We start from the raw sequence: 24905 nt of genomic DNA, 5'->3' as shown, positions 1-24905 counted from the left end.
AGACTGTCTCAAAGTAATGAGGCAGTCTTTTTATTATTAGGAGTGATAACTGCAAGAAATAATAATTCTGTTCTTATCATTGAAAAGAGTTGAGTTATCAAGTGCTTTTATTTTGCAAATATTTAGATTGTAATGTATTACAATTTTGATTTTAATATTTTAATTAAAATTAACGTATCTGTATGGTAAAAAGATGATATTTTAAAGCAGCTGAAATCCGAAAACTGACAAGGTAGAAAAAGACTAAAAAGTAAAATACCGAGCCTGAATCCACTTTTTTGCTAATATATCTTTAAACAGGGAATTGTTTTTGTGGTACTAAAGGTGGTGGTAGCGGTTGTTTTATTAACTTAATATTTTGTTAAAAAATTCACTTTAAAGGGATAATTTACTGTCTGTCAGTCATTTTTTTTTATTTTAGCTGATAAGAATGAATTTATGCTTATTGATGAAGGTTTTAAGACAAAATATTTAAACTATAAAACAAAGGAGACTGCTCCTTTTCTTAAAAAGCTTACACCAAAAGATAAAAAAGAAGTTGTTGCTCTTTTAAAAAAACATGCTAATAAAAAAGGGGGCCGCAATACGATCTCTGTGTGGGCTGCTTTGGTTGGCTGCAAAGCGGGAAATGAGTACAAAAGACTACGATCCGGATATTATTCAATACCGGCTGATGTTGTCGACCAAATACTTGAAACCTACATTCCGTTATGGATAGTGAAGTTTGGAAACCATAAAGACGTTCCTGAAAATACTTATTTTTTACACTATTTATTCAATTCTTATCAAGGTGTTTATCATAATAACCTGATCAGAATTTTATATAGAGCACCGTATTTTTCAGACCTTGTTTTTGTAAAAAAACATGAAAATATAGTGTTTGATGTTGATTATCAATATGATATAAAAGATGTGGATGTCTGGATGAAAACGAATATACCTTTTCAACCTGTACATTATTTATTTCTGTTTTCAAGACTGTTTAATAAATACAAAACCCTCTGTGGTACGGCTTTTGAAGTCATAATAAGCAAGGTAGTTTCCTATGATTTAAAGATACAGAACCTGGAAACAAGAGTCGATAAAAAGATCAGTTTTCAATGGTCACCTGTAAAGAGATGGACAGATGGTATTGGGAATCTTATCAATTTGATTGTCAATAATAACCCTGGTTTCAAAAAGCGGCTGATGCCCATTCTATCAGTTGTTGAGAAGTCGGTTTTTAATCTTAAAAAGCTCCTGGAGCCCGATCATGAACTGTTTATAGAATGGAAAAACGAAAATAACCTGAAAACTATATTGTCAAATTAAAAGCACATGAAAGAAAGACTTTATGAGATCCTTAATGAGGAAAAAATACATGAGATTATCCCCTTCCTAAAAGAGCTTAGCACTGAAGAAAGGAAAATACTGGTACCGTCTATAAAGAAAATGGACCGTGAGATCAGTAAGATTGTAATGACTAAAAATTCCTACCATACGGCAGGATCTGTGAATCAGCATTCGATAATAGATATCGCTTCATTTGTTTGTATGGATAAAAAGAATTTCGGTAAAAACTACTGGAGTCTTTTCCGTAATGCAGAACAAACCGAACAGATACTGGAGTGGGGATGCCCGGAATGGTTTTCAGAATTTATCAATGAATCTGTAGAAGCAGAATTTACCGCATTTAATTATAAGGATATTCTGGGGTGGACGGAAAAAGGATATGTAGAACCTAAACCGGAATTGCTGGGGCACCACCTAAGTAATTATCCGGCTGACCTTGACGATCATCCTGAAACACTTAATACCCACTTTTGGTATTTATGTGAATACCCTTCCAAATCTTTACCCTTCCGTAAAGAATGGTTTCCTATTGTTCAAAAGCTGATTGCAGATAAAAAAATTGAAAGAAAAAGATTTTTAAAAGAATGCCTGCTGGCTTCCAACAGAAACTTTAATAAAAATGTTACGGGATGGTTTATGGATGCATTCACAGCATTAAAACCAAGTGACGAAGAGCTTTCTGAATTACAGGATGAATTGCTTGCAGGATTATCTTCTTCACAATCAAAAGCAGTAAATACCATATTATCACATCTGAAGAAAATAGTGGGCAGTCCTGATTTTAAGAATGATGAATTTTCCCATTATCTTCCGAATCTGCTGAGCTCAGAAGTGAAAACAGTGGTTGTTTCCAGTCTGGTTCTTACAGAAAGAATATTTCAGCGAAAGAAAATGGATCCTGAAATGTTGGGGATGGCTTTAAGTACAGCATTTGTAAGTAAAGATGACGGTATACAATCAAAAACAGCAAAGATTATCCTGAAATATATTCCGGCTTCTGAAAATATGATGGAGGCGCTTTCCCATTATTCAGATAATATACTGACTAATGTGCGTCCCCTTTTGGCAAAATATATAGAAGAGAGACACCAAGAGCTGGAAGCAATAGACTCTGAGAAATTGTCTCTGACAGCAGAAGAAAATGCAGTACAGGTACTTCAAAATTTTGAAGACCTGATGTTTTATCTTCCTTTGGCAATGGATGATCCCTATAGCTATCATTGCGATATTGCTTTGACAGGATTTATCCAATTTGCCGGTGATGTAGATGCCGAATCTGTGAAATTGATAGAACCTGTATTTTTAAAAGCTTGTAAAACGATTGCGAAATGGGAAGTTCCCTATCTGAATGTTTTATTATGCAACGCTATTATCAATTATGGTTTGAGCTTACTGGAAAAATATCCGATTCAGCTTAAGAATCTGGAGAAAATATATCAGAAAACAGAAGAAGAGGAAGCGGGAAGAGAGTCCTATTCAAATTATCAGAAAAAATTAGGTCCGATAGAAGAAGTTGGAGCAGACTGCCCTGCCAGACAAGCGTTTAAAGAGCTTGCTGTCTATGCCTTCCAAAAAATAGCATCAGGAGATAAGACTCCTTTGTTGTTTCCAATCACGCATGCTCCGTGCTGGGTTTCTCCTGTCACTCTGGTAGAAAGATTGGAGAATTATCAGAATAATAATATTGAACCCCATTACCTGGATATTCAGCTGGCATTGCAGCGTTGTGCTTTAGACGATACCTCAAAAGCTATAGCGGAAGTTGAAAAAAGATTAAAAGGTGAATACAGGGAATTACTACTTTTCTTCTTTGGTAAAAATGCTAAACCGGAAGGGAAATTTGAACATCCTTCATGGTGGATGACCGCTGGAATTACCCGTTCACCGGAAACTGTTTTTGAAGAATTCAGAGGTTTTGGATATGATGATATTCCTGTGGAATTCTTTTCAGGTGATTACAAGTGGAAAACCATTGATAGTAAGAAAAACTCATACTACCCTGTAGAACTGAATATTACTATTCCAAAATATCATCTTGAAAAAAGAAAAGAACCTTTGTTCATGGAATATTTTGTTGCGGAGCAGAAAGAGCTTTCAGAAATTCCCGCACTGATGCTTTGCTTTCCAAATACACCTGCAAATGCGCTGGCGAAAGTCATTAAATACTGCCTTTTCTATTCCGGAATTGCTGAGGTCTATGAAAGAAGTCTGGTTTTGAATACCGCGAATGCACTTTATAAGATCAAAAAGCCTTTGGATGAAATAGGATATCTCTTCTTAGGAACTATTTTCCTGGACAGTGATAAAACCATCCGTGGTATGGCGGCGGAAATGTGGCTGGAACATGTTTCTTATCACATGATGGACAATGCCTGGTTAGGAAGAGTGATCGGCCTGCACGAAAAGTTAGAATGGGCACCTGTAAAAAGATTTACAGACCTTATACAACATCATATGCTGAATGTCAGCAAAAATCATAATATTGCCCTTGAGGAATTGATTTCCAATATATTGCTTCAAATGGATACCCCCGTTACCAACCTGAAGAAAATTCTGGAAATTTATCATGAAGTATTGGCTTTGAACCAATCAGAAGCCCATAAAGAGGTCAAAGAAAAATTAAACACCTGGAAAGAAAACTCGAGTCTGAAAAAAATCTGCAATCTTCTTCTCAAAAAATAAATTATGGAAGATACGCTTATTTATAACTATTCAGGGAAATCCTCCCTGGCTAGGAGAGATGCCATGGAAGAACTGTTTCTTGCTAAATATAGTGAGATACAGAAAGACACTGGTGTTTCGTGCTTTTTTTGGGGAAATGTAGGACAGCCCTTTATTTTGGCGAGATGTCTGATCACGCTTTCCAATATTGTGAAATCCAGCTTTAACCTGTCTCCTTTTCAGATGGCACTTCTTAAAGATCCGATTGTGACTGCCGGAAATGGAAGATTACGCTTTGAAGGTTTTTCCCATTGCGCAGGAGTTTACGCAAGGCTGGACGTCCTGCCTGATGGTCTTGATGGTGAATTCCTGGAAAACGGAACAACGAATGTGGATTTTAATCAACCGATGATAACCGCATTGGGAAGTATCCGACCGAATGAAAAGATTATGCTTTCCGTAGGTGAAAAAGAAGTTGGGCTTTATCAGGAAGAAAAAAAAATAATAGAAAGAAAAGTTCCCCTGCCTGTAAAATGGATCAAAGGTCTCGGAACGGTTCAGGTGTATTTGTCAGAATCTGAAAAACGACATACTTTTAATAGAATTCAGACACAACAACTATTTCGTGGAATGCCGAAAGGAGTCGTAAAGTCTGATTATTACCTTATTGTGAGAGGAAATAAGCCAATCTTCTCTCCGGTAACATCTGCTGATGCCGTTTGTATAGGAGGACTTCACAGGCTTCGTCTGTTGGAACCTTTGCTTCCGTATATTGATTCTATGCAGGTTTTTCCACATGCTAATATGCAGTCTACCACCTGGCAGCTTTATATGGGGAATATCCGATTCAGCTTTTCTTTGTCAAGAGAATGCTGGAGAGGTTTCTCGGGAGAAGGCGCTCTGCTGGACAGTTTGGTTTCTGAAGTTTCAGATGAGTGGATTGACGCTTTGGACAAATATGCTTATGCCAACCAATCTTTTAACCCAGCCATGCTTGCTCTGGAAGAAAACATCAGTTTTAATAAGGCTGAAAATATCACAGGAAGACTTGCCGCAATGGGATTGTTAGGCTACGACCTTGATGATAATGAATTTTTCTACCGAAGACTTCCTTTTAAGTTAAGCCGTATTATCGGATTAAATCCCCGTATAAAAAATGCTGAAAAGCTTATAGAAGCGGGAAAAGTAGAAATTTTGAACAACAATAAGGAAAGAACAGAAGCCAGAGTAGAAGGAACCGGTGTACATCATACGGTAATCATTGAAGAAGAAAAAGAACGCTGTACCTGTGAATGGTTTAGTAAATATCAGGGTGAAAGAGGTCCCTGTAAACACGTGCTGGCAGTGAAAAAACTGGTAAACAATTAGAATCTGTTGATGCTTATTATATTATTTTGTTAACAATCGCAAAGGTGCAAAAATTAGTTTTTATAAGAAGACTCATCCTTAATCTCCTTACAATTCTGATTTTTCTGCACCTTTGCATTGTATAACATTAAATAAACTTTTGTTTATTAATTTTTTGCCTGCTTCAGCCATTCTTTATAGCTAAGCACCCCCAATTCCGGTTTGCTTTCACCCTCCAGAATAGAAATAAACTCAAGCTGATTTCCATCCGGATCATTAAAATAAATAGCTAGTGCCGGCATCCATGCAAATACCATAGGCTCAACACTGCCGTTTTTTAGGAAATTATAAGGTTTTAAATCTTTATTTTCTAAATATTCTACTGAGTAATTCAAAATATCTTCCTTACTGCTTGAAAAGGCAAAATGTCTGATCTGAAGATTCTCCTTCTGCTCCCATAACCCCAGCATAAATTCTTTACCCTCTCCAACCCATAAAAAAGCAATAGGTCTGGTTTCATCTCTATGAGCCAGTTTCAATCCTAATACTTCCGTATAAAACTGAATTCCATTTTCCAAATCACTTACCTGTACATGAGTTTCATATAATCCTTTAATCATAGCTTTAATTTTAATGACACAAAGCTAGAAAACCTTTACTGAAATACCTGTCGGAGACGATTCCTTTAATGAAAATGAATGATAGAAGGATTTTATAATTAGATATTAGAAATTAGAAATTAGATTGTTGTTAAATATCAATAATTGTTTTCAATGTTAATTCAGTAGGGGTGGGCTTTAGCCCGCCTAATAAATTATGACTTTATTCCGCCGGCTTCAGCCAAAACTTAAAATCTGCAAGAGTTATTCAATATAAATATTCTTTTAATCATATTTCAAAAATAAAAATTGAAAAAAAAATCAAAGAAAATAATATTACGCAAAAAGACTGCGTAATACTGTTTTTACTTTGCATCAGAAATCAGAGAGGAAATATCAATCCTTCACCATGTTTAACAAAAAAAAACAGTAACCATGAAATTTAATTTTTTAAAAAAAGAAAATAAAGTAGTACAGAACTACGAAGGTGCAAAAGCATATGCGATGACACCTGCAGAAGAATTGTATAGTGCTGTTGTTACAACAGGACTGTCAGATGCCAACTATGAAAAAGGAAATGACAGGTTGGAAAGAATTCAGTCTCTGATTAAAAAAAATGATCCTGAATTTGCGGCAAAACTGGCCGTGTATGCAAGAAAAGATATGTACTTGCGTTCCATTCCATTGGTTTTGACAACCGAATTGGCAAAACAGGCTTCCGGTACAGATCTGGTGAGCAAAACAGTAGATGGAATCATTCAAAGAGCAGACGAAATCACAGAATTGCTTGCCTATTACCAGCTTGCGAATAAAAGAACAGATACTAAAAAGCTTAATAAGCTGTCAAAGCAGATTCAGAAAGGTTTGGTGAAGTCATTCAACAAATTTGACGAATATCAGTTTGCGAAATACAACAGGAAAGCAGACGTAACCTTAAAAGATGCATTATTTCTTGTTCATCCAAAAGCTAAAGACGAAAACCAGCAAGCAGTTTTCAACAAAATTGCTAACAATACACTGGAAGCACCTTATACCTGGGAAGTTGAGCTTTCTGTTCTAGGTCAAACGAAATTTGCAGATGATACAGAAAGAAAACTGGCCTTCAAAAACAAATGGGAAGAACTGATCTTCAGCAACAAATTAGGTTATATGGCAACCATGAGAAACTTGAGGAATATTCTTGAAGCCGGAGTATCATCTGACGCAATGAACAAAGTTTGCCGATACCTTTCTGATGAAAGAGCGGTATCCAACTCAAAACAACTTCCATTCCGATTTCTGGCGGCTTACAGAGAATTGAAAACCATAGATTCTCCTTATTTGTCATCAGTATTGGAAGCATTGGAAGATGCCGTAGTGGTGAGTGCCAGAAACATCAAAGGCTTTGGTTTTGATACTTCAGTAGTGATCGCTGCAGATGTCTCGGGTTCTATGCAGAAAGCGGTTTCCAGCAAAAGTAAAATATTGCTGTATGATATTGGTTTGCTGATGTCGATGATTCTGCAGTCACAGTGTAAAAATGTGGTGACAGGCATCTTCGGTGACCGTTGGCTAAGGGTTCCGATGCCTAAAAACGGTATTCTTAGAAATGTGGATGCATTCTACAAACGTGAAGGTGAAGCAGGGTATTCCACCAATGGTTATCTGGTCATCGAAGATCTGATCAAAAGAAGAGAAAAAGTAGATAAAGTAATGCTGTTTACCGATACTCAGATGTGGGATAGCACAGGAAACAGAAACTCCTTTGAAGACGTATGGAAAAGATACAAAGCTATCGCTCCTTATGCAAAACTGTATATTTTTGACCTGGCGGGTTATGGTACACAGCCGCTTGACGTCAGAAAAAATGATGTATACCTTATTGCAGGTTGGTCAGACAAAATTTTCAATGTATTGAATGCATTGGAAGATAAAAAATCAGCTGTAGAAATGATACATAAAGTAGTGCTGTAACAGGCACTGCTTTTAAAAATAAAAGCTAGTCATCATAAAAACAATCAATATATTTAGAAGCTTAATCCCGCTTTTCACTCTATCTTTTTCGCCAAAGCTTTTTCAAACCATTCAGAAAAAGGATACCGTTGCAATCGGGGCTAGTGAATTAAACTATATACTATGAAACTTATTAATACAATTGAAATTAACCCATTACGATATTTCAAAGAAGAAGTCGGATTACCGGAAATTGCCGATTATCCCGATTATAAAGAATGGTTTGCAAAATGGAAAGAAGCTGTTTTTCGGCTGAATTTTAATTTTGAGACTATTGAGAAAGGATCGTATTTAGTAGATATGGAAACTATTGATGATGAAACTCTGAAGATGATTATTGAAGCTAAAATTGAAGGCATAGAATCAGAGGAATCTGAAGAAGATCTTTTCGTCATGGCTTTTGACGGTGGAATTGTATTAAAGATAGAAAATGAAATACTGATACAACCTAATTGTTGTGGGGATATAAGTAATATTGAAGATTGGAAAAATATTTTTAAAAATCCATCTTCAGAATGGAGAGATATCTGGATAGGACATCCGTGGATCTTGTACAAAAGAGAAAACGGAAAAATCTGTTTCTCAGAATATACAGAATCAAATATAGAAGATATTGAAAATATAAAAATTGTTACGAAAGTAGATGAATCTGAACTCAAAGCTGAGTTTGAAAAAGTAATTCGACATCAAATCAATTTTAAGAACAGAATATTATCCATTTTAAAAACGATGAATTATAATTATCCGGAGAAAGTTTCTAAGCAATTAGCCGGAATTTGAAAGTGACCTAGGAAATGGAGGCGTTAAGAAAATAAGCTATGCGAACGTTAAGAAAATTCTATTGTTTGAAGCGCGATACAGAAAGTGAAACGAAGAAGTACTATTACATCCGCGCAAGTTTTAGAATTTTTAGAGAGTGTAGATTGTTTTTAGCCGTAGTTTCCAAGTCTTGAACTTTTGGTTCTTTTGCTTCAAGGCAAAACGAACAAAATTTAAATAAAAAAATAAACTGCGTAAAAAGATTGCGTAAATACAATATAATTTTGCACTGTAAATAAAAATCAGTGCCATAAGAAAGGGTTTCTTCGATTCCAAAATGAACAAACCAATGTCGTTACATAAGAGTTCCATCATCAAACTTTTAATTTGACCAGAATCAAAAACTCTTATACATTGTTACTTGGTTTTAAAATAGAAATAAAAAAATGGGAGACTTATTGTACAGAATTGAAGAAGATATTAAAGAAGGCAGAAAGAAAAAAGCATGCGACAGGTTAAGAAACATGATCAATCAGTTTCCCAATGATATTTCCCTGAGAAAAAAGTTAGGACAAGTTTATTTTGACGCAGGATTCCTTGATGAAGCAGGTAAATTCTGGATTCTATCCACACCAGAAAATCATGAAATGGAAAATGCCGTGGAGATTTACAGAAAGTCTTTAAGTAATTCGGGAAATGCAATTTTAAAAGATATTATTTTCAGAGGAGATAAAGGCTTGCTTAACGAGTACGCCATTAAAATAATCACTGAACTTGAGCAACATAGTCTCAAAACCACAAAACATATTCCTGTTTTTAAAGCTAAAACGAGAGAAAAAGGAAACTATTCAGAAAACCACACAGGTTTTATAAGCAAAATTGGATTTTTTTTATTAGTCGGATTCATTATTTTAATTCCGGTTTTAGGAATTTTTAAACTGTTTGAATTGATCTCATCATTATTTTTAAAATAAATCAAACTGCGTAAAAATATTGCGTACATGCAATATAATTTTGCAGTGTTAATATTACTGGTGCCGTTAGAAAGACCTCCTTCGATTCCAAACTGACAGAGTCTTTCACCAGATAGCCCGGTAACGAACCAATGCCGTTAATAAGAGTTTCATCGTCAACTTCCAATTGAATATCATTTACTCTTATCATTCATTGCTTGGTTTTTAATAAAAAAATAACTGCGTAAAAAGAATGCGCAGTAGTTATATAAATTTGCAAAAGATAAAACTAATAGTCATGAATAACTATAAAAAGCAAGTGTCGTAAAACAGAGTTACTTCTTAAGGGACGGTAATACAGGTTCGAATCCTGTTCTGCAGCAGCAGATAGTAGAAATGGTAACACGCCGTATTGGTCTCTGTTTGATTTAATTACCTTGTTTAAATTATATCAGGTGTCGTTTTGGAATCATACTTCGAATTAGCCATCAAGTCACAGGTTCGATTCCTGTCTTTCTTGTTGTAAACGGAATGTAGCTCAGCAGGTGGAGCAGATGAGACAGAAAGATTCCGCCATTTTTACCCTGATCATATAAAAGAGTGACGTAGAGAAGGTTTACTTCGGAATTATTTGGTTCAACTCCAAAACAGATTACGAAAGTAATCTTGTAAAAACCTTTTTGAATCTAGGCTCTTTTATTTAAATCACATCAATGAAAAAATAGAACTCGAAATTTCCAGCGACGAGAACTATGGAAATGTGACATAGGAAATGGAGGCGTTAAGAAAATAAGCTATGCGAACGTTAAGAAAATTCTATTGTTTGAAGCGCGACACAGAAATTAAAACGAAGAACGAATATAACATTCGCGCAAGTTTTAGAATTTTTAGAGAGTGTAGGTTATTTTTAGCCGGAGTTTCCAGGTCTTGAATTTTTGGTTCTTTTGCTTCAAGGCAAAACGAACAAATATTTAAATAAAAATTATATTACGTAAATAGATTACGCAGTAGCTATATAATTTTGTAAAAAGAAAACTAATAACTATGAATAATTAGAATCAAGTGTCGTTTTAGAATCATACTTCGAAATTGAATAAACATTGGGTCGCAGGTTCGAATCCTGCCTTTTCCCTCGAAAAGGAAAAGTAGCTCAGCAGGTAGAGCAAATGCACGGAAGATTCTGAGAATTTTACCTTGATTGTATAAAAGAGTGCCGTAGAAAAGGCCTACTTCGGTTTAATTTGGTTCGACTCCAGAAGGTCACGGAAGTGATCTTGTATAAGTCTTTTCGAATCTTGCCTCTTTTTATTTAAAAATGTATAACCATGCATATACCAAGTAATCTGACTGAATTTTTATACTGGGTCAAAGAACGCACAGAAAAACTGTGGTCTGTAGATGCTGAAAATTGTCCTAAAGGATTTTATGGAGCCAAATGGCAAGGGCTTTCTGAAGAACAGATTGATCAGATTCAAAGAAAATATAATGTCAGTTTTATCCCTGAACATAAAGAATTTTTAAAGATTCTTCATGCGATTGACAAAAAAGAAATTGTTGAATATGAATATGATGGAGAATTAATTACTGAAGAACGTGATTTCTTTTATAATTGGCTTGCTGATGAAAAGGAAGTTTAGAAAATAATAAAAGGTTCTTATAATTGGATGAAGCACGATGTGAATGAGAAGAGCCAGGTATGGCTTAATTCATGGGGAATAAAACCTGCATCTTTGGAAAAAAGAATAGAAGTTTTTGAAGAATGGTTTTCTCATATTCCAGCTCTTTTGCCATTAACAGGTCTTCGATATATTGTAAGTGATGAAAATCTTAAATGGAAACCTGTTATTTCTATGGGATCTTCAGATATCATTGTTATGGGTTGGGATTTTAGAACTTATTTATTAAATGAATTACGTAACCATCTTGATATTCATAGGGATGTCTTTAATGAAGAAGACCAAATGTTTTATCCGGAACTCATTGATGAGGTAAAAAATATATTTGATGAAAATTTTAAGTACGATGAAACCAAAGATATTCCTTACCTGAAAGAAAGGATTCTCTATTGGTCTTGTGGATGAAGGAGTTTCGGTTTGAATTATTCTCCGGAGAATGTCAAAATTCATCCTATTGTCAAAACACATATTACTGAGGAAGAAAAATAAAAATAAACAAGTGCCGTAGAAAAATGTTACTTCGCTCATCACGACGGGGTCACGGGTTCGAATCCCGTCTCTTCCACAGTAAAAAAACACGATTGATATAGGAAGAGTAGCTCAGTTGGTTAGAGCACGACTGCATTATTCGCCTGTCGCCTTGTTTTCATACAACGAGAAGCTGAAATTGGGACGTTGGAAGATATCTTTGTATCATAATTTTCTATAAAGTCAGATGATTTTTTCAGACTTTAACATCTTCCTTCTTCCCATTTTCAGCTTCTTTATATTCATATTCTGAAGTGTCGTTAGGAAAAAATTCATCGTAACACAATTATGGGAGGAATAGCGAAGCCGGTCACTCCGGCAAGGCTATCCGGTTCGACTCCGGCAAACGGCAGCCCGTTTTTTCCTTATTATTACCTTTATAAAAATGCCGGTAGATTATTTACCGGCATTTTTCATGGTCTCTTCCAGCTCTCCCTCAAACATCATCTTCCATTTGGAAAGAGTTGTTCTGCTTATTTTATATTTTCTCGACATATAACTGGTAGAATGACCATGCTTTTTCTGATACTGCAGCAATTTTAGCATAGTCTGCCTGTCATAGGTTTTGAGCTTTTGATTTTCACTGGATTGTTTGAAAAGTTTATCATTAAATTTAAGAACATCCTCACTGCTATGGAGCTTTTCAAGAAGTTCTTTGATTTTCGGGTCCTTCAGCTTTTCAGGATGTTCTATTCTGAGCATATCCTGATAGATTTTTTTGTAATTGGGGCGCATGTCTTTATCTGTTTATCCGTTGGCATTATCACTCTTCTGAAGCCATCTGTGAAGAGTACTTTTCGGAATAGAATATTCTGTAATGACTTCGCTTTGCGTCATCTCACCGGAAAGAATTCTTTTCATAATAAAGTCTTTGATTTCCTGGGTGTAAATATTTTTTCTGAAATAAGGCGTTTTTTCGGACTTCTGCTGGTTTTTGTTGATGGCAGAAGGAGGTGCATATAAAATCAAATGTGAGCTGTAGAGCCTGAAGAAATCATATTCTAATAATTTGCTCCATCTTAGAAGAAGATCTGTATCCATCGATCTGCTGGCATACATCATTTCGATAGTTCCTTCGTCTTTGCCTAAAAATTTGCAGATTCTCTCTATTGTTATTTCATTTTCATCAACCCTCTCCTTAATAAACTTTCCAATATGGATTTCTTTATATAACATTGTTTATTGAATATTATTCTTTTGTTTTAACTTATGTATTAAAAAAACGATAATAGGCAATATATATTATTGTGTAGAGTGAAAAATAATTCACTTTAATTTGAAATTGATAAAAAATAGAAATTATGATTAAAGAATAGGTAAATGCGTTTAATAAGATGATTAATCTTAAAAAACGGATTTGTGACTTACCAAATAACTTTAAAAAAGGTGAGTAGGGAGCACCTTAATGTACTTGGGATATATTCTTTATTTTCAATGGATTCTTCTTCTTCTCTTTCAAACTTCTTTTTCCTGCCATTTGTGTGAAATAATATATAACCTATTAAGATTTTTATATAATTCTATGAGTTAAAGCTGTAGATAGATTGATAAACAGCTTTCCCCGCGTTGAATTTTTAATTAGTACCAAATAATTGCTTATTCGGTTTCAAATGTAAACAAAAATAAGAAGTAAAAACAACCGGAAATATAAAAATCATGCTTTATCTATTGATTTTAATTAAAATTAACATATTATAAGATTTAATGTGTGAATTATTTACAGTGAAAAAGCTTACCCATAAAAAATGATAAAAAGAAAATATTGTATACCATCGGGACACTCCATACCTTTGCCAATCAATGAAGAATACCATAAGCTTATTTGACTTTTCGAAGAAAATCAATTACAAAAATGAACTGCTGGCTGGTTTTACAGTAGCCATGACGATGATTCCTGAATCTCTTTCATTTGCGATTCTTGCCGGTTTGTCTCCGCTCACAGGGCTGTATGCCGCTTTTATGATGGGATTGGTAACAGCGGTTTTGGGAGGACGCCCGGGAATGGTTTCCGGTGGGGCAGGAGCAACCATCGTTGTCTTGATTGCTTTGATACAGTCTCACGGAATAGAATATCTTTTTGTCACTGTAGCATTAGCCGGAATACTTCAGATGTTGGTTGGGATCTTTAAACTGGGAAAATTTGTAAGACTGATTCCGCAACCCGTTATGTATGGATTCCTGAACGGATTGGCCATTATTATTTTTATGGCACAGATCGAACAGTTCAAAATTACAGACGCCCATGGAGCTGTAAGCTGGCTGCAGGGAATGTCTTTATATATAATGGCTGGTTTAACAGCCCTGACAATTGCCGTAGTCTACTTTTTTCCAAAAATAACAAAAACAGTCCCGGCTTCTTTAGTAGCGATTATTGTTGTCTTCGCCGTAGTTCTTGGATTTAATATTCCAACAAAAACGGTAGCAGACATTGCCCATATCAGTGGAAATCTTCCCAGTTTCCATATTCCAAAGATTCCTTTTTCTCTGGAAACCCTACAGATAATATTTCCATATGCCTTAATCATGGCAGGAGTAGGTCTTATAGAATCTCTTCTTACTTTATCGATGGTTGATGAAATTACCAATACTAAAGGCAGCGCAAATAAAGAATCTGTGGCTCAGGGATTGGCGAATATTACCAACGGTTTCTTTGGTGGAATGGGGGGCTGTGCAATGGTAGCACAAACATTGGTAAACCTTAATGCAGGCTCCAGAGCGAGACTGTCGGGGATTATAGCATCTCTGCTGATTTTGATCATTATCCTTTTTGGAGCTCCTGTGATAGAGAAAATTCCTATGGCGGCTTTGGTAGGAGTGATGATGATGGTAGCCATCAGTACATTTCAGTGGGTGTCGATCAGGATTGTTAATAAAATGCCGAAGTCCGATATTTTTGTTGGAGTTACGGTAGCATTGATTACCGTTATTTTACATAACCTGGCCTTAGCGGTTTTGGTTGGGGTTATCATCTCAGCATTGGTTTTTGCATGGGATAATGCTAAAAGAATCAGAGCAAGAAAACATATTGATGAAAATGGAGTGAAGCATTACGAAATATATGGACCCCTGTTTTTTGGTTCAGTGACAGCATTTACAGATAAATTTGATCCTGCGGATGATCCGGATCAGGTGGTTGTTGATTTTAAAGAAAGCCGTATTGTGGATATGAGTGCGATAGATGCCTTAGACAAGTTATCCAAAAGATATAAGCAAGAGAATAAAACATTACACTTACGGCATCTCAGCGAGGACTGCCGGAAAATATTGAAAAATGCCGAAGCAGTAGTTGAAATTAATATTGAAGAAGACCCTACTTATAAGGTAATTCCGGAAAAATAAAGAAATCAAAATTGAATTTTGTTTCAATTATCAATTATCAATTATCAATTATCAATTATCAATAAAAAAATATAAACCTCAATAACCAGACAAGGACTGTAAGATAAATCTACAGTCCTTGCTTGTTTAGGTTATTAATGTATTTGCGATAAAATCAGGCACTAAAGCATAGTGCGACAATTTCATGCTGATGGAAGCTCGTCCGCTTGTCAGCGTTCTCAGATCGGAAATATACCCGAAAGTTGAAGCTAACGGAACTTGCGCGGCAAAAATCTTTCTTCCTGATCTTTCATCAATAGAAGTGATGATTCCTCTTCTTCTGTTGATATCCGCAGTGACGGCCCCCGTGTATTCCTCAATACTTTGAATCTCTATCTGCATGACAGGCTCCATCAATTTAGGACTGCATCCTCTGGCAGCGGCTTTAAACCCTTCTCTGGCAGCAATTTCAAAATCAAATGCAGCAGAATCCTGAGCATGGAAAGAACCATCCAGAAGGGTAATCTTCATGTTTTCCAGAGGATATCCTTTTAATGGACCTTGTTCCATAGCTTCTCTGAATCCTTTTTCTACAGAAGGAATAAATTCAGTTGGAATAACACCTCCTTTGATTACATTGACAAACTCCAGTCCATATTCATTGTCATTCCTTGGTCCGATTTCAAAACTGATATCGGCGAACTGACCACTTCCTCCGTTTTGCTTGGAAAGCTTTTCTCTATGGATTTTAGTTCCCGTTAAGATCTCGCGGTAAGAAACTTTAGGTCTTCCCTGATTGATTTCAATACCATGATTCAGACGGATTTTTTCCAAAGTAACCTCAAGGTGAAGTTCTCCCAGCCCACTCAATAAAGTCTCTCCGGTCTGTTTGTCTCTCTCAACAACTAAAGAAGGATCCTCCTCCTGAATTTTAGCCAGTACCAAACCAAAAGATTTCTCATCACCATTCGTTTTCGGCTCAATAGCAACTCTGATAACAGGAGTTGGGATCGTAATCGCTTCCAGTAATATCGGCTTGTCCAGAGAAGATAAAGAATCTCCGGTTTTGGCATCCTTTATTCCCGTTAAAGCAATAATATCTCCCGCTTTAGCTTCATCCATTGATAACGTTTTATCCGACTGCATCTGTAAAATTCTGGAAATCCTGTAACTTTCACCCGTTCTTACATTCAGTATCGTATCGCCGGATTTTATCACTCCGGAATAGACACGAAGCATGGCCAGTCTTCCCATATGTTTATCAATCACAACTTTGAAAACAAGTCCCGAAAAAGAAGCCGCTTCATTTCTTTCCAATATTACTGCTTCTTCTGTATGAGGATCTCTTCCCTGCAGGTCAGCAAGCTGATCCGGAGCTGGAAGATAAGTTACCACGGCATCAAGAAGAGGCTGGATTCCCTTATTCTTAAAGGCAGACCCACAGAGAACAGGAACGGCTGCTCCCGATCTGCAGACTCTTTGTACAGCTTCTACGATCATTTCAACGGTGACTGTATTTTCGGTATCCATAAAAATGTCAAAGAAAGTCTCATCATATTCTGCAAGAGTCTCCAGTAACTTCATTCTATATTCATCAGCTTCAGTACGGAATACCGCCGGAATGTCCTTTTCAACAATGGTTTCCCCGGTTTCATCGGTCCAGTATAATGCTTTCATTTTGACAAGATCAATGACTCCTTCAAAATGTACTTCAGCGCCCATCGGAATCTGAAGAGCAAGAGGAACAGCATTCAGCTTGGTTTTTATCTCCTGGAGAACGGCAAAGAAGTCTGCTCCAATTCTGTCCATTTTATTGATGAAACATATTTTGGAAGTGCCATGTTTTTCAGCCTGGTACCATACATTTTCAGTTTGCGGTTGTACGCCGGATGAAGCACAGAAAACTGCGACAACACTGTCCAGAACCCTTAGGGAACGTTCTACTTCCACTGCGAAATCAATGTGTCCGGGAGTATCAATAATGTTGATATTATACACTTTATGATCTTTTTTCCATTGCGTTGAAACAGCGGCTGATGAAATGGTGATCCCTCGGTTTCTTTCCTGAATATCCTTGTCCATGGTGGTATTTCCATCATCTACATTACCGATTTTATGAATGAGTCCCGTGTAATACAGAAGTCTTTCCGATAACGTTGTTTTTCCTGCATCTACATGTGCTATGATCCCTATATTTCGTGTGTTGTATTTCATTTTGTTTGATTTAAATTGTTGATTTTTAGATCTGTATTTTAAAAAGGTTCTGAAAATAATGAACACAAAATACACTCCGGCTTGATAAAACCGGCAAAACATTTTTTGTATTTTGAGTTGAGAATAATTTTCAGAGATCTTAACAAATAACAGAAGTTGTTTGAATTGTTAAAGTCTGAAAATAGGGCAGCAAAAAAGACCTATCCGAATAGATAGGTCTTCAATATATTTTTGGGTATAAAAGATCTATAGAACTATTCAGATAAATATTCAGTGCTGCCAAAGAACACAGCTCTGACAGGATTGCTTAAAGTTATAATATTTATCATTTTTGTTGACATTATTGATTGTTAATCGGTTGCGAAATTATAATTTTTTTTTGATTTCCAAAGAATTTTTGCAACTATTTTTTTGTGAACGGAAATTAAACGGTTCATCAATCATCTTCTGAGAGTCTGTGAAATTCGTCAATTTTCATAAAAATATCTTAAAACACAGAACGAACGTAATGCATTTATGATAAAAATTTTATCTTTGGGAAGAATAGTATTTAAACACTTGTTGATGATTAAAAAAAATTAAATCTTTTTCAAGAAAGCTAAATAAAACTTTTAACTTAAAACCTATTGAAAACAGATATCGACATCCATAACCACTGTCATTTTTCTTTTGACCTGTGGCTCACCTTAATCAAATCTCATCCTGAATTTAAAGCAAAAAGAGTTGAGCTGTTCTCCTCGTTTTTCAATGTAGATAAACCAATAGAGGAGGTTGCGAAAACCGTAAAATATTACGATGATCTTTGTAATACCATCAATGAAGTGACAGGAGGGAATATAGATACTTTTGAGATGTATCTGATGATTCTTGGTTCTCTTGATGTAGATATAAAAGAGTTAAATAAAGAAAGACTCAATGAGTTTTATGTAAAGAGTGAAGACTTATTTCTGGAATACAGACCGGTTGTAATTTTTGAAAATATTCATGATTTTTTTGAGGATATAAAAAACCAGGGAAAGACCATTAATATTTTAAGCAACACAGGATTTATCAAAGGAAAGACAATGAGAAAATTTCTGATTCATGAAAACCTGGATCAGTACATTGATTTTCATATTTATTCTGATGAAATCAACTGTTCCAAACCGAACCCGCTTATTTTTCAGGAAGTGAAGAATAAGATCAAAGACCAGGATTTGCCACTGCATCAGATTTTGCATATCGGAGACAATCCGGTAGCCGATTATCAGGGGGCAAAAGACTTCGGTTTCAGTGCACATTTACTTAAACACTAAAAATAAACATGAATACAAGATACAGCTTACACCACATTCATTCGGCAGATGAATTTAGCTTCTCACCTGCAGAATACAGCTATTTCAAGTATGGCGATAAGTCGTATGCTGAAAAATTTGCAAAAGAATTATTCGACGGATTTATTTCCGAAAATGAAGCACTTTTACAGACTGATAAAGAGATTGTAGTGCTTCCAAGCCCGTACATGGCTATTCCTACAGCTTCCAATTTTTTATGCTTTTACTTTAAGAAGTATTTGGATTTCTATATGTTTCAAAAAGGAAAAAAATCAAGTGTTTTATCCAAAATCAATAGAAATCACACGTATATAACAGATTATGGCAACCTTAATTTTGAAGATCGTAAAAATCTGATTGCCAATGATACTTATTATATCGATAAAGATTTTTTAAGAGGAAAACTTTGTATTTTTATAGACGATATAAAAATCACGGGAAGTCATGAATATACAGTCAACAGGATTCTGGATGAATATAGCGTGGAAGCAGACTTTATGTTCCTGTATTACGCAGAACTGATGAATTTTAACCTTGATCCTAAGATCGAAAACTTTTTTAATTATTATGCAGTGCAAAATGTAAAACACGTTGCAGAAGTGATGAATAAAGACAGCTTTCAGTTCAATACAAGGATTGTGAAATATATTTTAGGCCTGGATTCAAGTAATTTTGATTATCTTACGTCTAAAGTAAAAAAAGAACAGATGGATCTGCTTTTGGAGCTGGCCATCAGCAACAATTATCATTTAATAAAAGAATACGAAAATAACATCAATACTTTAACACAAACGGAATTATATTATGGCTATTAACTTACAAAAAGGACAAAGAGAAAATATTAACGCACCTAAATTTACTGTAGGTTTAGGATGGGATATCAATAACACTTCTACAGGAACTGCTTTCGACCTTGATGCATCTTTATTTTTGCTGGGTGACGACAAAAAATTAGTTTCAGATAACCACTTTATTTTCTATAATAACCTTGAGTCTCCGGACAAATCTGTGATCCACACAGGTGATAACCTTACAGGAGAAGGAACAGGTGATGATGAGCAGATCAAAATTGATCTTACGAAAATTGACGATGCCATCAAAGAAATTACAGTAGTGGTAACGATTCACGATGCAGATGCGAGAAAACAAAACTTTGGACAGGTAAGAAATTCTTTCATCAGAATTTTCAACACAGATACCAATGAAGAGATCTTAAAATATGAACTGGACGAAGATTTCTCAATCGAAACAGCAGTAGAATTCGGAAGAATCTACAACAGAAACGGAGAATGGAAATTTGAGGCTGTAGGTGCAGGACAGAGAGACGGCCTTGACAAATTTGTATCAATTTATCAAAAGTAATCATGGACAATCAGGAAAATCAACCCATAGATCCACTAGGATCAATAGAACCTCTTAAAACATTTGAACCTACTCCAATGGTTCCCCCAACTCCAGCTCAGCCTGTACAAAATGCAGCGCCGGCAGTTCTTGTGGACAGAGAAGGAAATGTAAATCTGACTCAGATGCAGTCAGAAGAACGTCAGAAATATGAAGTTCTAGCGAACTCTATTGACGAAGCCAACCCAGGTTCGATTGTGAATTTCGGAGCAGAGCTTCAGAAAACGTTAACAAACCAGAGTGACAGCTTCTTAGGAAATGTAAGAAGATCAAACTCCGGAGAAGTAGGCGGGCTTATCAATGATCTTTTAGTGGAGCTTAACTATGTAGATGTAGAAGAGCTTAACGGAAATAAAGTGAAAAGCTTCCTGAGTAAATTACCTTTCATGAAAAAGGTGATCACTCAGGTGGAAAACTTATTTACAAAATATGACAAGATCATCAATAATATTGAGCAGATCTCTTATAAAGTAAATGCCGGAATCATTACTTCGACCAAAGATAATGCTGTTCTTCAGACTATTTTTGAAAGTAATGTGAATTCTATCAAGCAGATTGAAAGTCTTGTGATTGCAGGAAATATCAGAATGGAAAGAGCAGCCGTTGAGCTTACTCAAATGGAAGCCAGTCCTCAGAATTTTCAGGATTACCAGATTGCAGATAAGAGAGATTTCATCGCAAGGCTAGACAGAAGAATGGCTGATCTTAAAGTGGTGCGTGTGATTATGATGCAGTCGCTTCCACAGATCAGACTGGTACAGAATAACAACGTTTCTATTGCTGAAAAAGCACAGACGATTCTTACCACTACGCTTCCTGTATGGAAAAACCAGCTTTCCCTTGCTGTGGCGATGTACAGACAACAGCAGAATATTGAAATTCAGCAGAAAGTGTCTTCTACTACAGAAGAGATTCTAAGAAAGAATGCAGAGCGCCTTGGCCAGAATTCAGTGAATGTTGCCAGAGCGAACGAGCAGACTATTGTGTCAGTAGAAACATTAAGAGAAACAACATCAATGCTTATCAATACATTGAATGAAGTGAAACAAATCCAGAAACAGGGAGCCGATAACAGACGAAAACTGGATCAGGATCTTCAGACATTGGAGCATGAACTTAAAGCGAATGTCAGAAGTTAATTTATAGGATACCAAGGTGGGGGATGATGCAGCAACCATATTGTCGCAAAGCAAAAGAAGATTAACAAAACTTAAGCTTCTCGCGAATTTTTTTGAACATATTGACATAATATCGATTTACATCAAAACAGATATTATCCACAATCTGTTCCAGGAAAATACGGCTTTAGATTATAATAAACTGGAACTTTTCCACCTGCAGTATACCGACAGTCTCATAGAACTTTTGACGAAGATAAAAAGGCAAAAGGAAAATGATATGCTGGCTGTCATTAATGAAATTAACATCAACAATAAATATATTTCAGGTTTTGAAGAAAGACGCGTAGACAGCTTTCAGACCGACAGGAAAATGTACAGCGGTGTATTTTCCCAACATCTGAAAACTTTGTACAAAGATCTTACAGAAGATGTTTTTACCGCCAATTGGGAGAATGTTCTGTATTTTCACAAAAAATATGCTCAGGAATTTTACAGAGCGGAAGCCGATGAATCTCTTTTGCAGTCCGGTTCTTTTCCTGCCTATCAGTATAAAGACTACGCTATTGAAAGAAAACTGTTAGGGAGATTGAATATACAGGGATTTAAAGTCCGTTTTGTTTGTGGTTACCTTATTGCGAACCGCGATTATGAACTTTTCAAAGTCTTTCAGTCTGACGATTATTTTATTTTCAGTGTAGACGAAAAGAAATTGTATCTTTTCGACAAAGAATTGGATAAGCTGGATATTTCTGAAAATCAGTCTAACCAGAGTTCCATTATCGATCAGCTGAGAAGTAAAAATGATCTGCTGGATCATAGTATGAACGAAAGAAAACGTACGTTACCAGCCGAAGTGGAAGCCGTTTTGAAAGACTATATCAGAAACCTGGAAAATATAGATATTATGAGCAAAATATTTGATTTCGATGAAGAAACGAATATTCTGCGCGCAATGCTTAATTTGAATTTGAATAATAACTAGAAGGCAAAACAGCAAAAAGTACAATCACAAATTTGCAGTTCAGCCTTTACAAAAAGTAAATAACAACTAAACATAAAAAGATGGCTATCAACTTACAAAAAGGTCAGAGAATCAACCTTAAAAAAGAAAATGGAGCTGAGCTTTCCCAAGCCTGTGTAGGAATCAACTGGGGAGCAATCGAAAAGAAAGGATTTTTCGGAACCAAAAAAGAAGCAGTAGACTTAGACGGAAGCTGTATTTTATATGATTCAAACAAAAATGTTACGGAAGTAATCTATTTTGGAAATCTTAAATCCAGAAACGGATCTGTAAAACACAGTGGAGATGACCTTACTGGTGATGTAGACGGAGATGATGGATTGGATAATGAAGTAATCACTGTTGATTTCAGCCAGCTGGAGCCGAATGTAGAACATGTGGCAATGGTGCTGAACAGCTACAAAGGTCAGGATTTCGGTACGATTCCTTTTGCTTCTATCCGTATTTATGAAGGATCACCTACCAATGTAAGAGAGGTCTTTGCAAAATATGATGTTGCAAATGATGCTTCTTTCAACGGACATGTTGCCATGGTAATGGGAGTTTTCTATAAGAGAAATGGGGAATGGAAATTCAATGCGGTCGGAGATCCTACAGCAGATAGAAAGCTGGAGCAGACGGTTCAGACAGTACAGATGAATTACCTATAATCAATTGACAATCAAAAGATAAATAAAATAGCAATATTTGTACTCTGTACATCTATTGCTTTTATCATATAATAACATAACTCAAGTGGATAAACATCAAAGTATTTTAGAACTGCACCCAGGTCTGGTGTGGGGATTCGCGATAACAGTTGTTATCATGCTGCTCCTGGACTTAGGGGTATTTAATAAAAAAAGTCATGAAGTCTCTTCCAAAGAAGCTACCATCTGGTCTATTGTATGGATCTCACTTTCCATGATATTTTCAGGAGTGGTGTATTGGGTATTCAATACAGACGGATCACCTGAAAGTCATGCAGTAGCGGTGGAGAAATTTACACAGTACCAGGCTGCTTATTGGATTGAAAAGGCACTTTCGGTAGATAACTTATTTGTATTTATTCTGGTTTTCGGATTCTTTAAAGTGCCGAAATTCCTTCACCATAAAGTTCTTTTCTGGGGTATTATTGGGGCATTGATCTTCAGAGCAATATTTATTTTTGCAGGAGTAGGATTGATTAACCTGACGTATCTTCCTGAAATGAATATTTTCGGAAAAGCAGTACAGATCAATATAGTAATGGCTCTTTTCGGTCTGTTCCTTGTGTATGCCGGGATCAAATCCTGGGGTGATGGAGGTGATGATGATGACGAAGATTACAGCAATACGGCAGGAGCAAGATTGATCAAGAGTTTCTGGAAAGTTTCCGATAATTATGATGGTGATAAATTCTTCACTGTTCAAAACGGGATCAAAATGGCAACACCGCTTTTAGTAGTAGTTGGGGTTATTGAGTTTACAGACGTTCTTTTTGCAGTAGACTCTATTCCGGCGATCTTCGCGATTTCAAATGACCCATTCATCCTTTATACATCCAATATTTTTGCGATTTTAGGATTGAGATCATTATACTTCCTGTTGGCGAACTTTATCCATATGTTCAGCAAACTTCCTTACGGTTTGGCCATTATTTTATCCTTTATCGGGGTTAAAATGCTTATTGCACCTTGGATTCATATTACATCTCCGGTTTCATTGGGGATTGTAGGAGGAGTATTGGTTATCTCTGTTCTTTTATCTATCATCTTCCCTGAAAAAGAAGAAGAGAAAAAAGAAGAATTGGAAGAAAAATAAAATATTTAAAATATATGAAAAGCCTCTGGGATTAATTCCTGGAGGTTTTTTTATGACTTAAGAATTCTTTTTGTTAGAAAACGCAAAGACGCAAAGGTTATAAGTATTATGCTGCTTTAAGGCGTAAGAAAATCAAAGATTTTCAGTAAGGTTACCTTTTAATTGTCGGTTTTATCAAGAATCATAGTTAGCAGTATTAAATTTTATCGGAGATAAAATCCTTGCGCCTTACCACATTATTTTTATAAGAATTTTTGCGCCTTTGCGTTTTCCAAAATTATTATTTTAAAAATAAAAACAGACAGATCAGTCTGTTCGTTGTTTTTTTTCATACATTTGTTCAGTAAAAGAAAAGCAATATGAAATCTCCAAGAGAAAGAATAATAGAAACTACCTTTCAATTGTTCGCCAGGCAAGGTTATAATTCTACCGGAATCAACCAGATTATTTCTGAAGCAGAAGTAGCCAGAGCAAGTTTCTATCAGCATTTTAAATCTAAGGAAGACTTGTGTGTAGAATTTCTGAAAGTAAGACATGAGTATTGGTTTAAGGAGCTTAACAATTTTGTATCGCATGAAAAAGAGATAAGGTCTAAAATCACGAAAGCTTTCGATTTCCTTGTGTATATGAATGAAAAAGAGAGCTTCAGGGGATGCAGTTTTCTAAACATCTTGTCGGAAATTCCGATGGATAATATTAAAATCCTGAAGGTTATCCAATCCCATAAAACAGATCTCAGAAACTACTTTTTAGAAATACTGAATGATGATACTCTTTCCACTCATATTTATATGCTTTTTGAGAGCAGTATTATAGAAAGCCAGCTTTTCAAATCCAATGAACTGATTGAAAAATCAAAAAAAATAGCCACCAATTTAATACAATAAG

At 35.7% G+C, this 24905-nt stretch carries 21 protein-coding genes; 17 read left to right on the top strand and 4 right to left on the bottom strand.

Going from position 1 to position 24905, the window contains the following annotated elements:
- Window positions 1–438 precede the first annotated feature (438 nt).
- The 3 genes from DBR39_RS03225 to DBR39_RS03215 are packed head-to-tail and all read left to right on the top strand — an operon-like array spanning window position 439 to window position 5361.
- Window positions 439–1311 carry a DUF6493 family protein gene (locus DBR39_RS03225; protein ID WP_124530829.1) on the top strand — a complete coding sequence of 291 codons (873 nt, stop codon included), beginning with the start codon at window positions 439–441 and terminating at the stop codon, window positions 1309–1311.
- 6 nt (window positions 1312–1317) lie between these two features.
- Complete coding sequence (locus DBR39_RS03220; protein ID WP_124530828.1) at window positions 1318–4014, top strand: DUF6493 family protein; 2697 nt, start codon at window positions 1318–1320, stop codon at window positions 4012–4014.
- Between the two features lie 3 nt (window positions 4015–4017).
- A complete protein-coding gene (locus DBR39_RS03215; protein WP_124530827.1) occupies window positions 4018–5361 on the top strand; it encodes an SWIM zinc finger family protein in 1344 nt (447 codons plus the stop codon).
- A gap of 146 nt (window positions 5362–5507) precedes the next feature.
- Here DBR39_RS03215 and DBR39_RS03210 read toward each other — a convergent pair whose 3' ends face one another.
- Window positions 5508–5960, bottom strand: coding sequence for a VOC family protein (locus tag DBR39_RS03210; protein ID WP_124530826.1), 453 nt, complete (start codon window positions 5958–5960; stop codon window positions 5508–5510).
- A gap of 414 nt (window positions 5961–6374) precedes the next feature.
- Between DBR39_RS03210 and DBR39_RS03205 the strand changes: the two genes are divergently transcribed.
- From DBR39_RS03205 to DBR39_RS03185, 5 genes are all read left to right on the top strand, one after another.
- Window positions 6375–7892: a TROVE domain-containing protein gene (locus DBR39_RS03205; RefSeq protein WP_124530825.1), complete on the top strand. Its 1518-nt coding sequence runs from the start codon at window positions 6375–6377 to the stop codon at window positions 7890–7892.
- 162 nt (window positions 7893–8054) lie between these two features.
- The gene (locus DBR39_RS03200; RefSeq protein WP_124530824.1) at window positions 8055–8711 is read left to right on the top strand and encodes a hypothetical protein; all 657 of its coding nucleotides are present in this window, start codon (window positions 8055–8057) and stop codon (window positions 8709–8711) included.
- 425 nt (window positions 8712–9136) lie between these two features.
- Window positions 9137–9664 (top strand): DUF6584 family protein, encoded by a 528-nt coding sequence (locus tag DBR39_RS03195; protein ID WP_124530823.1) that lies wholly within the window; start codon window positions 9137–9139, stop codon window positions 9662–9664.
- Window positions 9665–10968: 1304 nt separating this feature from the next.
- Window positions 10969–11280, top strand: a complete 312-nt coding sequence (locus DBR39_RS03190; protein ID WP_124530822.1) for a hypothetical protein — start codon at window positions 10969–10971, stop codon at window positions 11278–11280.
- A gap of 27 nt (window positions 11281–11307) precedes the next feature.
- Complete coding sequence (locus tag DBR39_RS03185; RefSeq protein WP_124530821.1) at window positions 11308–11724, top strand: hypothetical protein; 417 nt, start codon at window positions 11308–11310, stop codon at window positions 11722–11724.
- Between the two features lie 519 nt (window positions 11725–12243).
- Here the strand turns inward: DBR39_RS03185 and DBR39_RS03180 are convergent.
- Both DBR39_RS03180 and DBR39_RS03175 read right to left on the bottom strand, forming a co-directional pair.
- Window positions 12244–12549 (bottom strand): helix-turn-helix domain-containing protein, encoded by a 306-nt coding sequence (locus DBR39_RS03180; protein WP_228447757.1) that lies wholly within the window; start codon window positions 12547–12549, stop codon window positions 12244–12246.
- 45 nt (window positions 12550–12594) lie between these two features.
- Window positions 12595–13023 carry a transposase gene (locus tag DBR39_RS03175; protein ID WP_124530819.1) on the bottom strand — a complete coding sequence of 143 codons (429 nt, stop codon included), beginning with the start codon at window positions 13021–13023 and terminating at the stop codon, window positions 12595–12597.
- A 624-nt stretch (window positions 13024–13647) separates the two neighbouring features.
- On the opposite strand from DBR39_RS03175, the gene DBR39_RS03170 reads away from it, so the two are divergent.
- The gene (locus DBR39_RS03170; protein WP_124530818.1) at window positions 13648–15186 is read left to right on the top strand and encodes a SulP family inorganic anion transporter; all 1539 of its coding nucleotides are present in this window, start codon (window positions 13648–13650) and stop codon (window positions 15184–15186) included.
- Window positions 15187–15312: 126 nt separating this feature from the next.
- Here DBR39_RS03170 and fusA read toward each other — a convergent pair whose 3' ends face one another.
- Window positions 15313–17379: an elongation factor G gene (fusA, locus tag DBR39_RS03165; RefSeq protein WP_228447756.1), complete on the bottom strand. Its 2067-nt coding sequence runs from the start codon at window positions 17377–17379 to the stop codon at window positions 15313–15315.
- A gap of 626 nt (window positions 17380–18005) precedes the next feature.
- Between fusA and DBR39_RS03160 the strand changes: the two genes are divergently transcribed.
- From DBR39_RS03160 to DBR39_RS03125, 8 genes are all read left to right on the top strand, one after another.
- Window positions 18006–18674, top strand: a complete 669-nt coding sequence (locus DBR39_RS03160; RefSeq protein WP_124530816.1) for an HAD family hydrolase — start codon at window positions 18006–18008, stop codon at window positions 18672–18674.
- Between the two features lie 8 nt (window positions 18675–18682).
- Window positions 18683–19507 (top strand): phosphoribosyltransferase family protein, encoded by an 825-nt coding sequence (locus DBR39_RS03155; protein WP_124530815.1) that lies wholly within the window; start codon window positions 18683–18685, stop codon window positions 19505–19507.
- Entirely contained in the window at window positions 19497–20054 is a 558-nt protein-coding gene (locus tag DBR39_RS03150; RefSeq protein ID WP_124530814.1) for a TerD family protein, read from the top strand. Before DBR39_RS03155 ends, DBR39_RS03150 begins: the two co-directional genes overlap by 11 nt.
- A 2-nt stretch (window positions 20055–20056) precedes the next feature.
- Complete coding sequence (locus DBR39_RS03145; RefSeq protein WP_185147122.1) at window positions 20057–21232, top strand: toxic anion resistance protein; 1176 nt, start codon at window positions 20057–20059, stop codon at window positions 21230–21232.
- 16 nt (window positions 21233–21248) lie between these two features.
- Entirely contained in the window at window positions 21249–22196 is a 948-nt protein-coding gene (locus DBR39_RS03140) for a hypothetical protein (RefSeq protein WP_124530813.1), read from the top strand.
- Window positions 22197–22276: 80 nt separating this feature from the next.
- Entirely contained in the window at window positions 22277–22885 is a 609-nt protein-coding gene (locus DBR39_RS03135) for a TerD family protein (RefSeq protein WP_124530812.1), read from the top strand.
- Between the two features lie 85 nt (window positions 22886–22970).
- A complete protein-coding gene (locus DBR39_RS03130) occupies window positions 22971–24017 on the top strand; it encodes a TerC/Alx family metal homeostasis membrane protein (RefSeq protein WP_124530811.1) in 1047 nt (348 codons plus the stop codon).
- Window positions 24018–24376: 359 nt separating this feature from the next.
- Complete coding sequence (locus DBR39_RS03125; protein WP_124530810.1) at window positions 24377–24904, top strand: TetR/AcrR family transcriptional regulator; 528 nt, start codon at window positions 24377–24379, stop codon at window positions 24902–24904.
- Window position 24905: the final 1 nt, after the last annotated feature.

Origin of the sequence: Chryseobacterium sp. KBW03 (assembly GCF_003852415.1) — a bacterium.
GTDB classification, from domain to species: Bacteria; Bacteroidota; Bacteroidia; order Flavobacteriales; family Weeksellaceae; genus Chryseobacterium; species Chryseobacterium viscerum.
Note: the sequence above shows the minus strand (reverse complement) of the source record. Positions and strands in the feature narration are given on the sequence as shown.

Bases quoted from the DNA above. Each gene is read 5' to 3' on its own strand.
- DBR39_RS03225 (WP_124530829.1), top strand. From the start codon at position 439: ATGCTTATTGATGAAGGTTTTAAGACAAAATATTTAAACTATAAAACA.
- DBR39_RS03220 (WP_124530828.1), top strand. From the start codon at position 1,318: ATGAAAGAAAGACTTTATGAGATCCTTAATGAGGAAAAAATACATGAG.
- DBR39_RS03215 (WP_124530827.1), top strand. From the start codon at position 4,018: ATGGAAGATACGCTTATTTATAACTATTCAGGGAAATCCTCCCTGGCT.
- DBR39_RS03210 (WP_124530826.1), bottom strand. From the start codon at position 5,960: ATGATTAAAGGATTATATGAAACTCATGTACAGGTAAGTGATTTGGAA.
- DBR39_RS03205 (WP_124530825.1), top strand. From the start codon at position 6,375: ATGAAATTTAATTTTTTAAAAAAAGAAAATAAAGTAGTACAGAACTAC.
- DBR39_RS03200 (WP_124530824.1), top strand. From the start codon at position 8,055: ATGAAACTTATTAATACAATTGAAATTAACCCATTACGATATTTCAAA.
- DBR39_RS03195 (WP_124530823.1), top strand. From the start codon at position 9,137: ATGGGAGACTTATTGTACAGAATTGAAGAAGATATTAAAGAAGGCAGA.
- DBR39_RS03190 (WP_124530822.1), top strand. From the start codon at position 10,969: ATGCATATACCAAGTAATCTGACTGAATTTTTATACTGGGTCAAAGAA.
- DBR39_RS03185 (WP_124530821.1), top strand. From the start codon at position 11,308: ATGAAGCACGATGTGAATGAGAAGAGCCAGGTATGGCTTAATTCATGG.
- DBR39_RS03180 (WP_228447757.1), bottom strand. From the start codon at position 12,549: ATGCTCAGAATAGAACATCCTGAAAAGCTGAAGGACCCGAAAATCAAA.
- DBR39_RS03175 (WP_124530819.1), bottom strand. From the start codon at position 13,023: ATGTTATATAAAGAAATCCATATTGGAAAGTTTATTAAGGAGAGGGTT.
- DBR39_RS03170 (WP_124530818.1), top strand. From the start codon at position 13,648: ATGAAGAATACCATAAGCTTATTTGACTTTTCGAAGAAAATCAATTAC.
- fusA (WP_228447756.1), bottom strand. From the start codon at position 17,379: ATGAAATACAACACACGAAATATAGGGATCATAGCACATGTAGATGCA.
- DBR39_RS03155 (WP_124530815.1), top strand. From the start codon at position 18,683: ATGAATACAAGATACAGCTTACACCACATTCATTCGGCAGATGAATTT.
- DBR39_RS03150 (WP_124530814.1), top strand. From the start codon at position 19,497: ATGGCTATTAACTTACAAAAAGGACAAAGAGAAAATATTAACGCACCT.
- DBR39_RS03145 (WP_185147122.1), top strand. From the start codon at position 20,057: ATGGACAATCAGGAAAATCAACCCATAGATCCACTAGGATCAATAGAA.
- DBR39_RS03135 (WP_124530812.1), top strand. From the start codon at position 22,277: ATGGCTATCAACTTACAAAAAGGTCAGAGAATCAACCTTAAAAAAGAA.
- DBR39_RS03125 (WP_124530810.1), top strand. From the start codon at position 24,377: ATGAAATCTCCAAGAGAAAGAATAATAGAAACTACCTTTCAATTGTTC.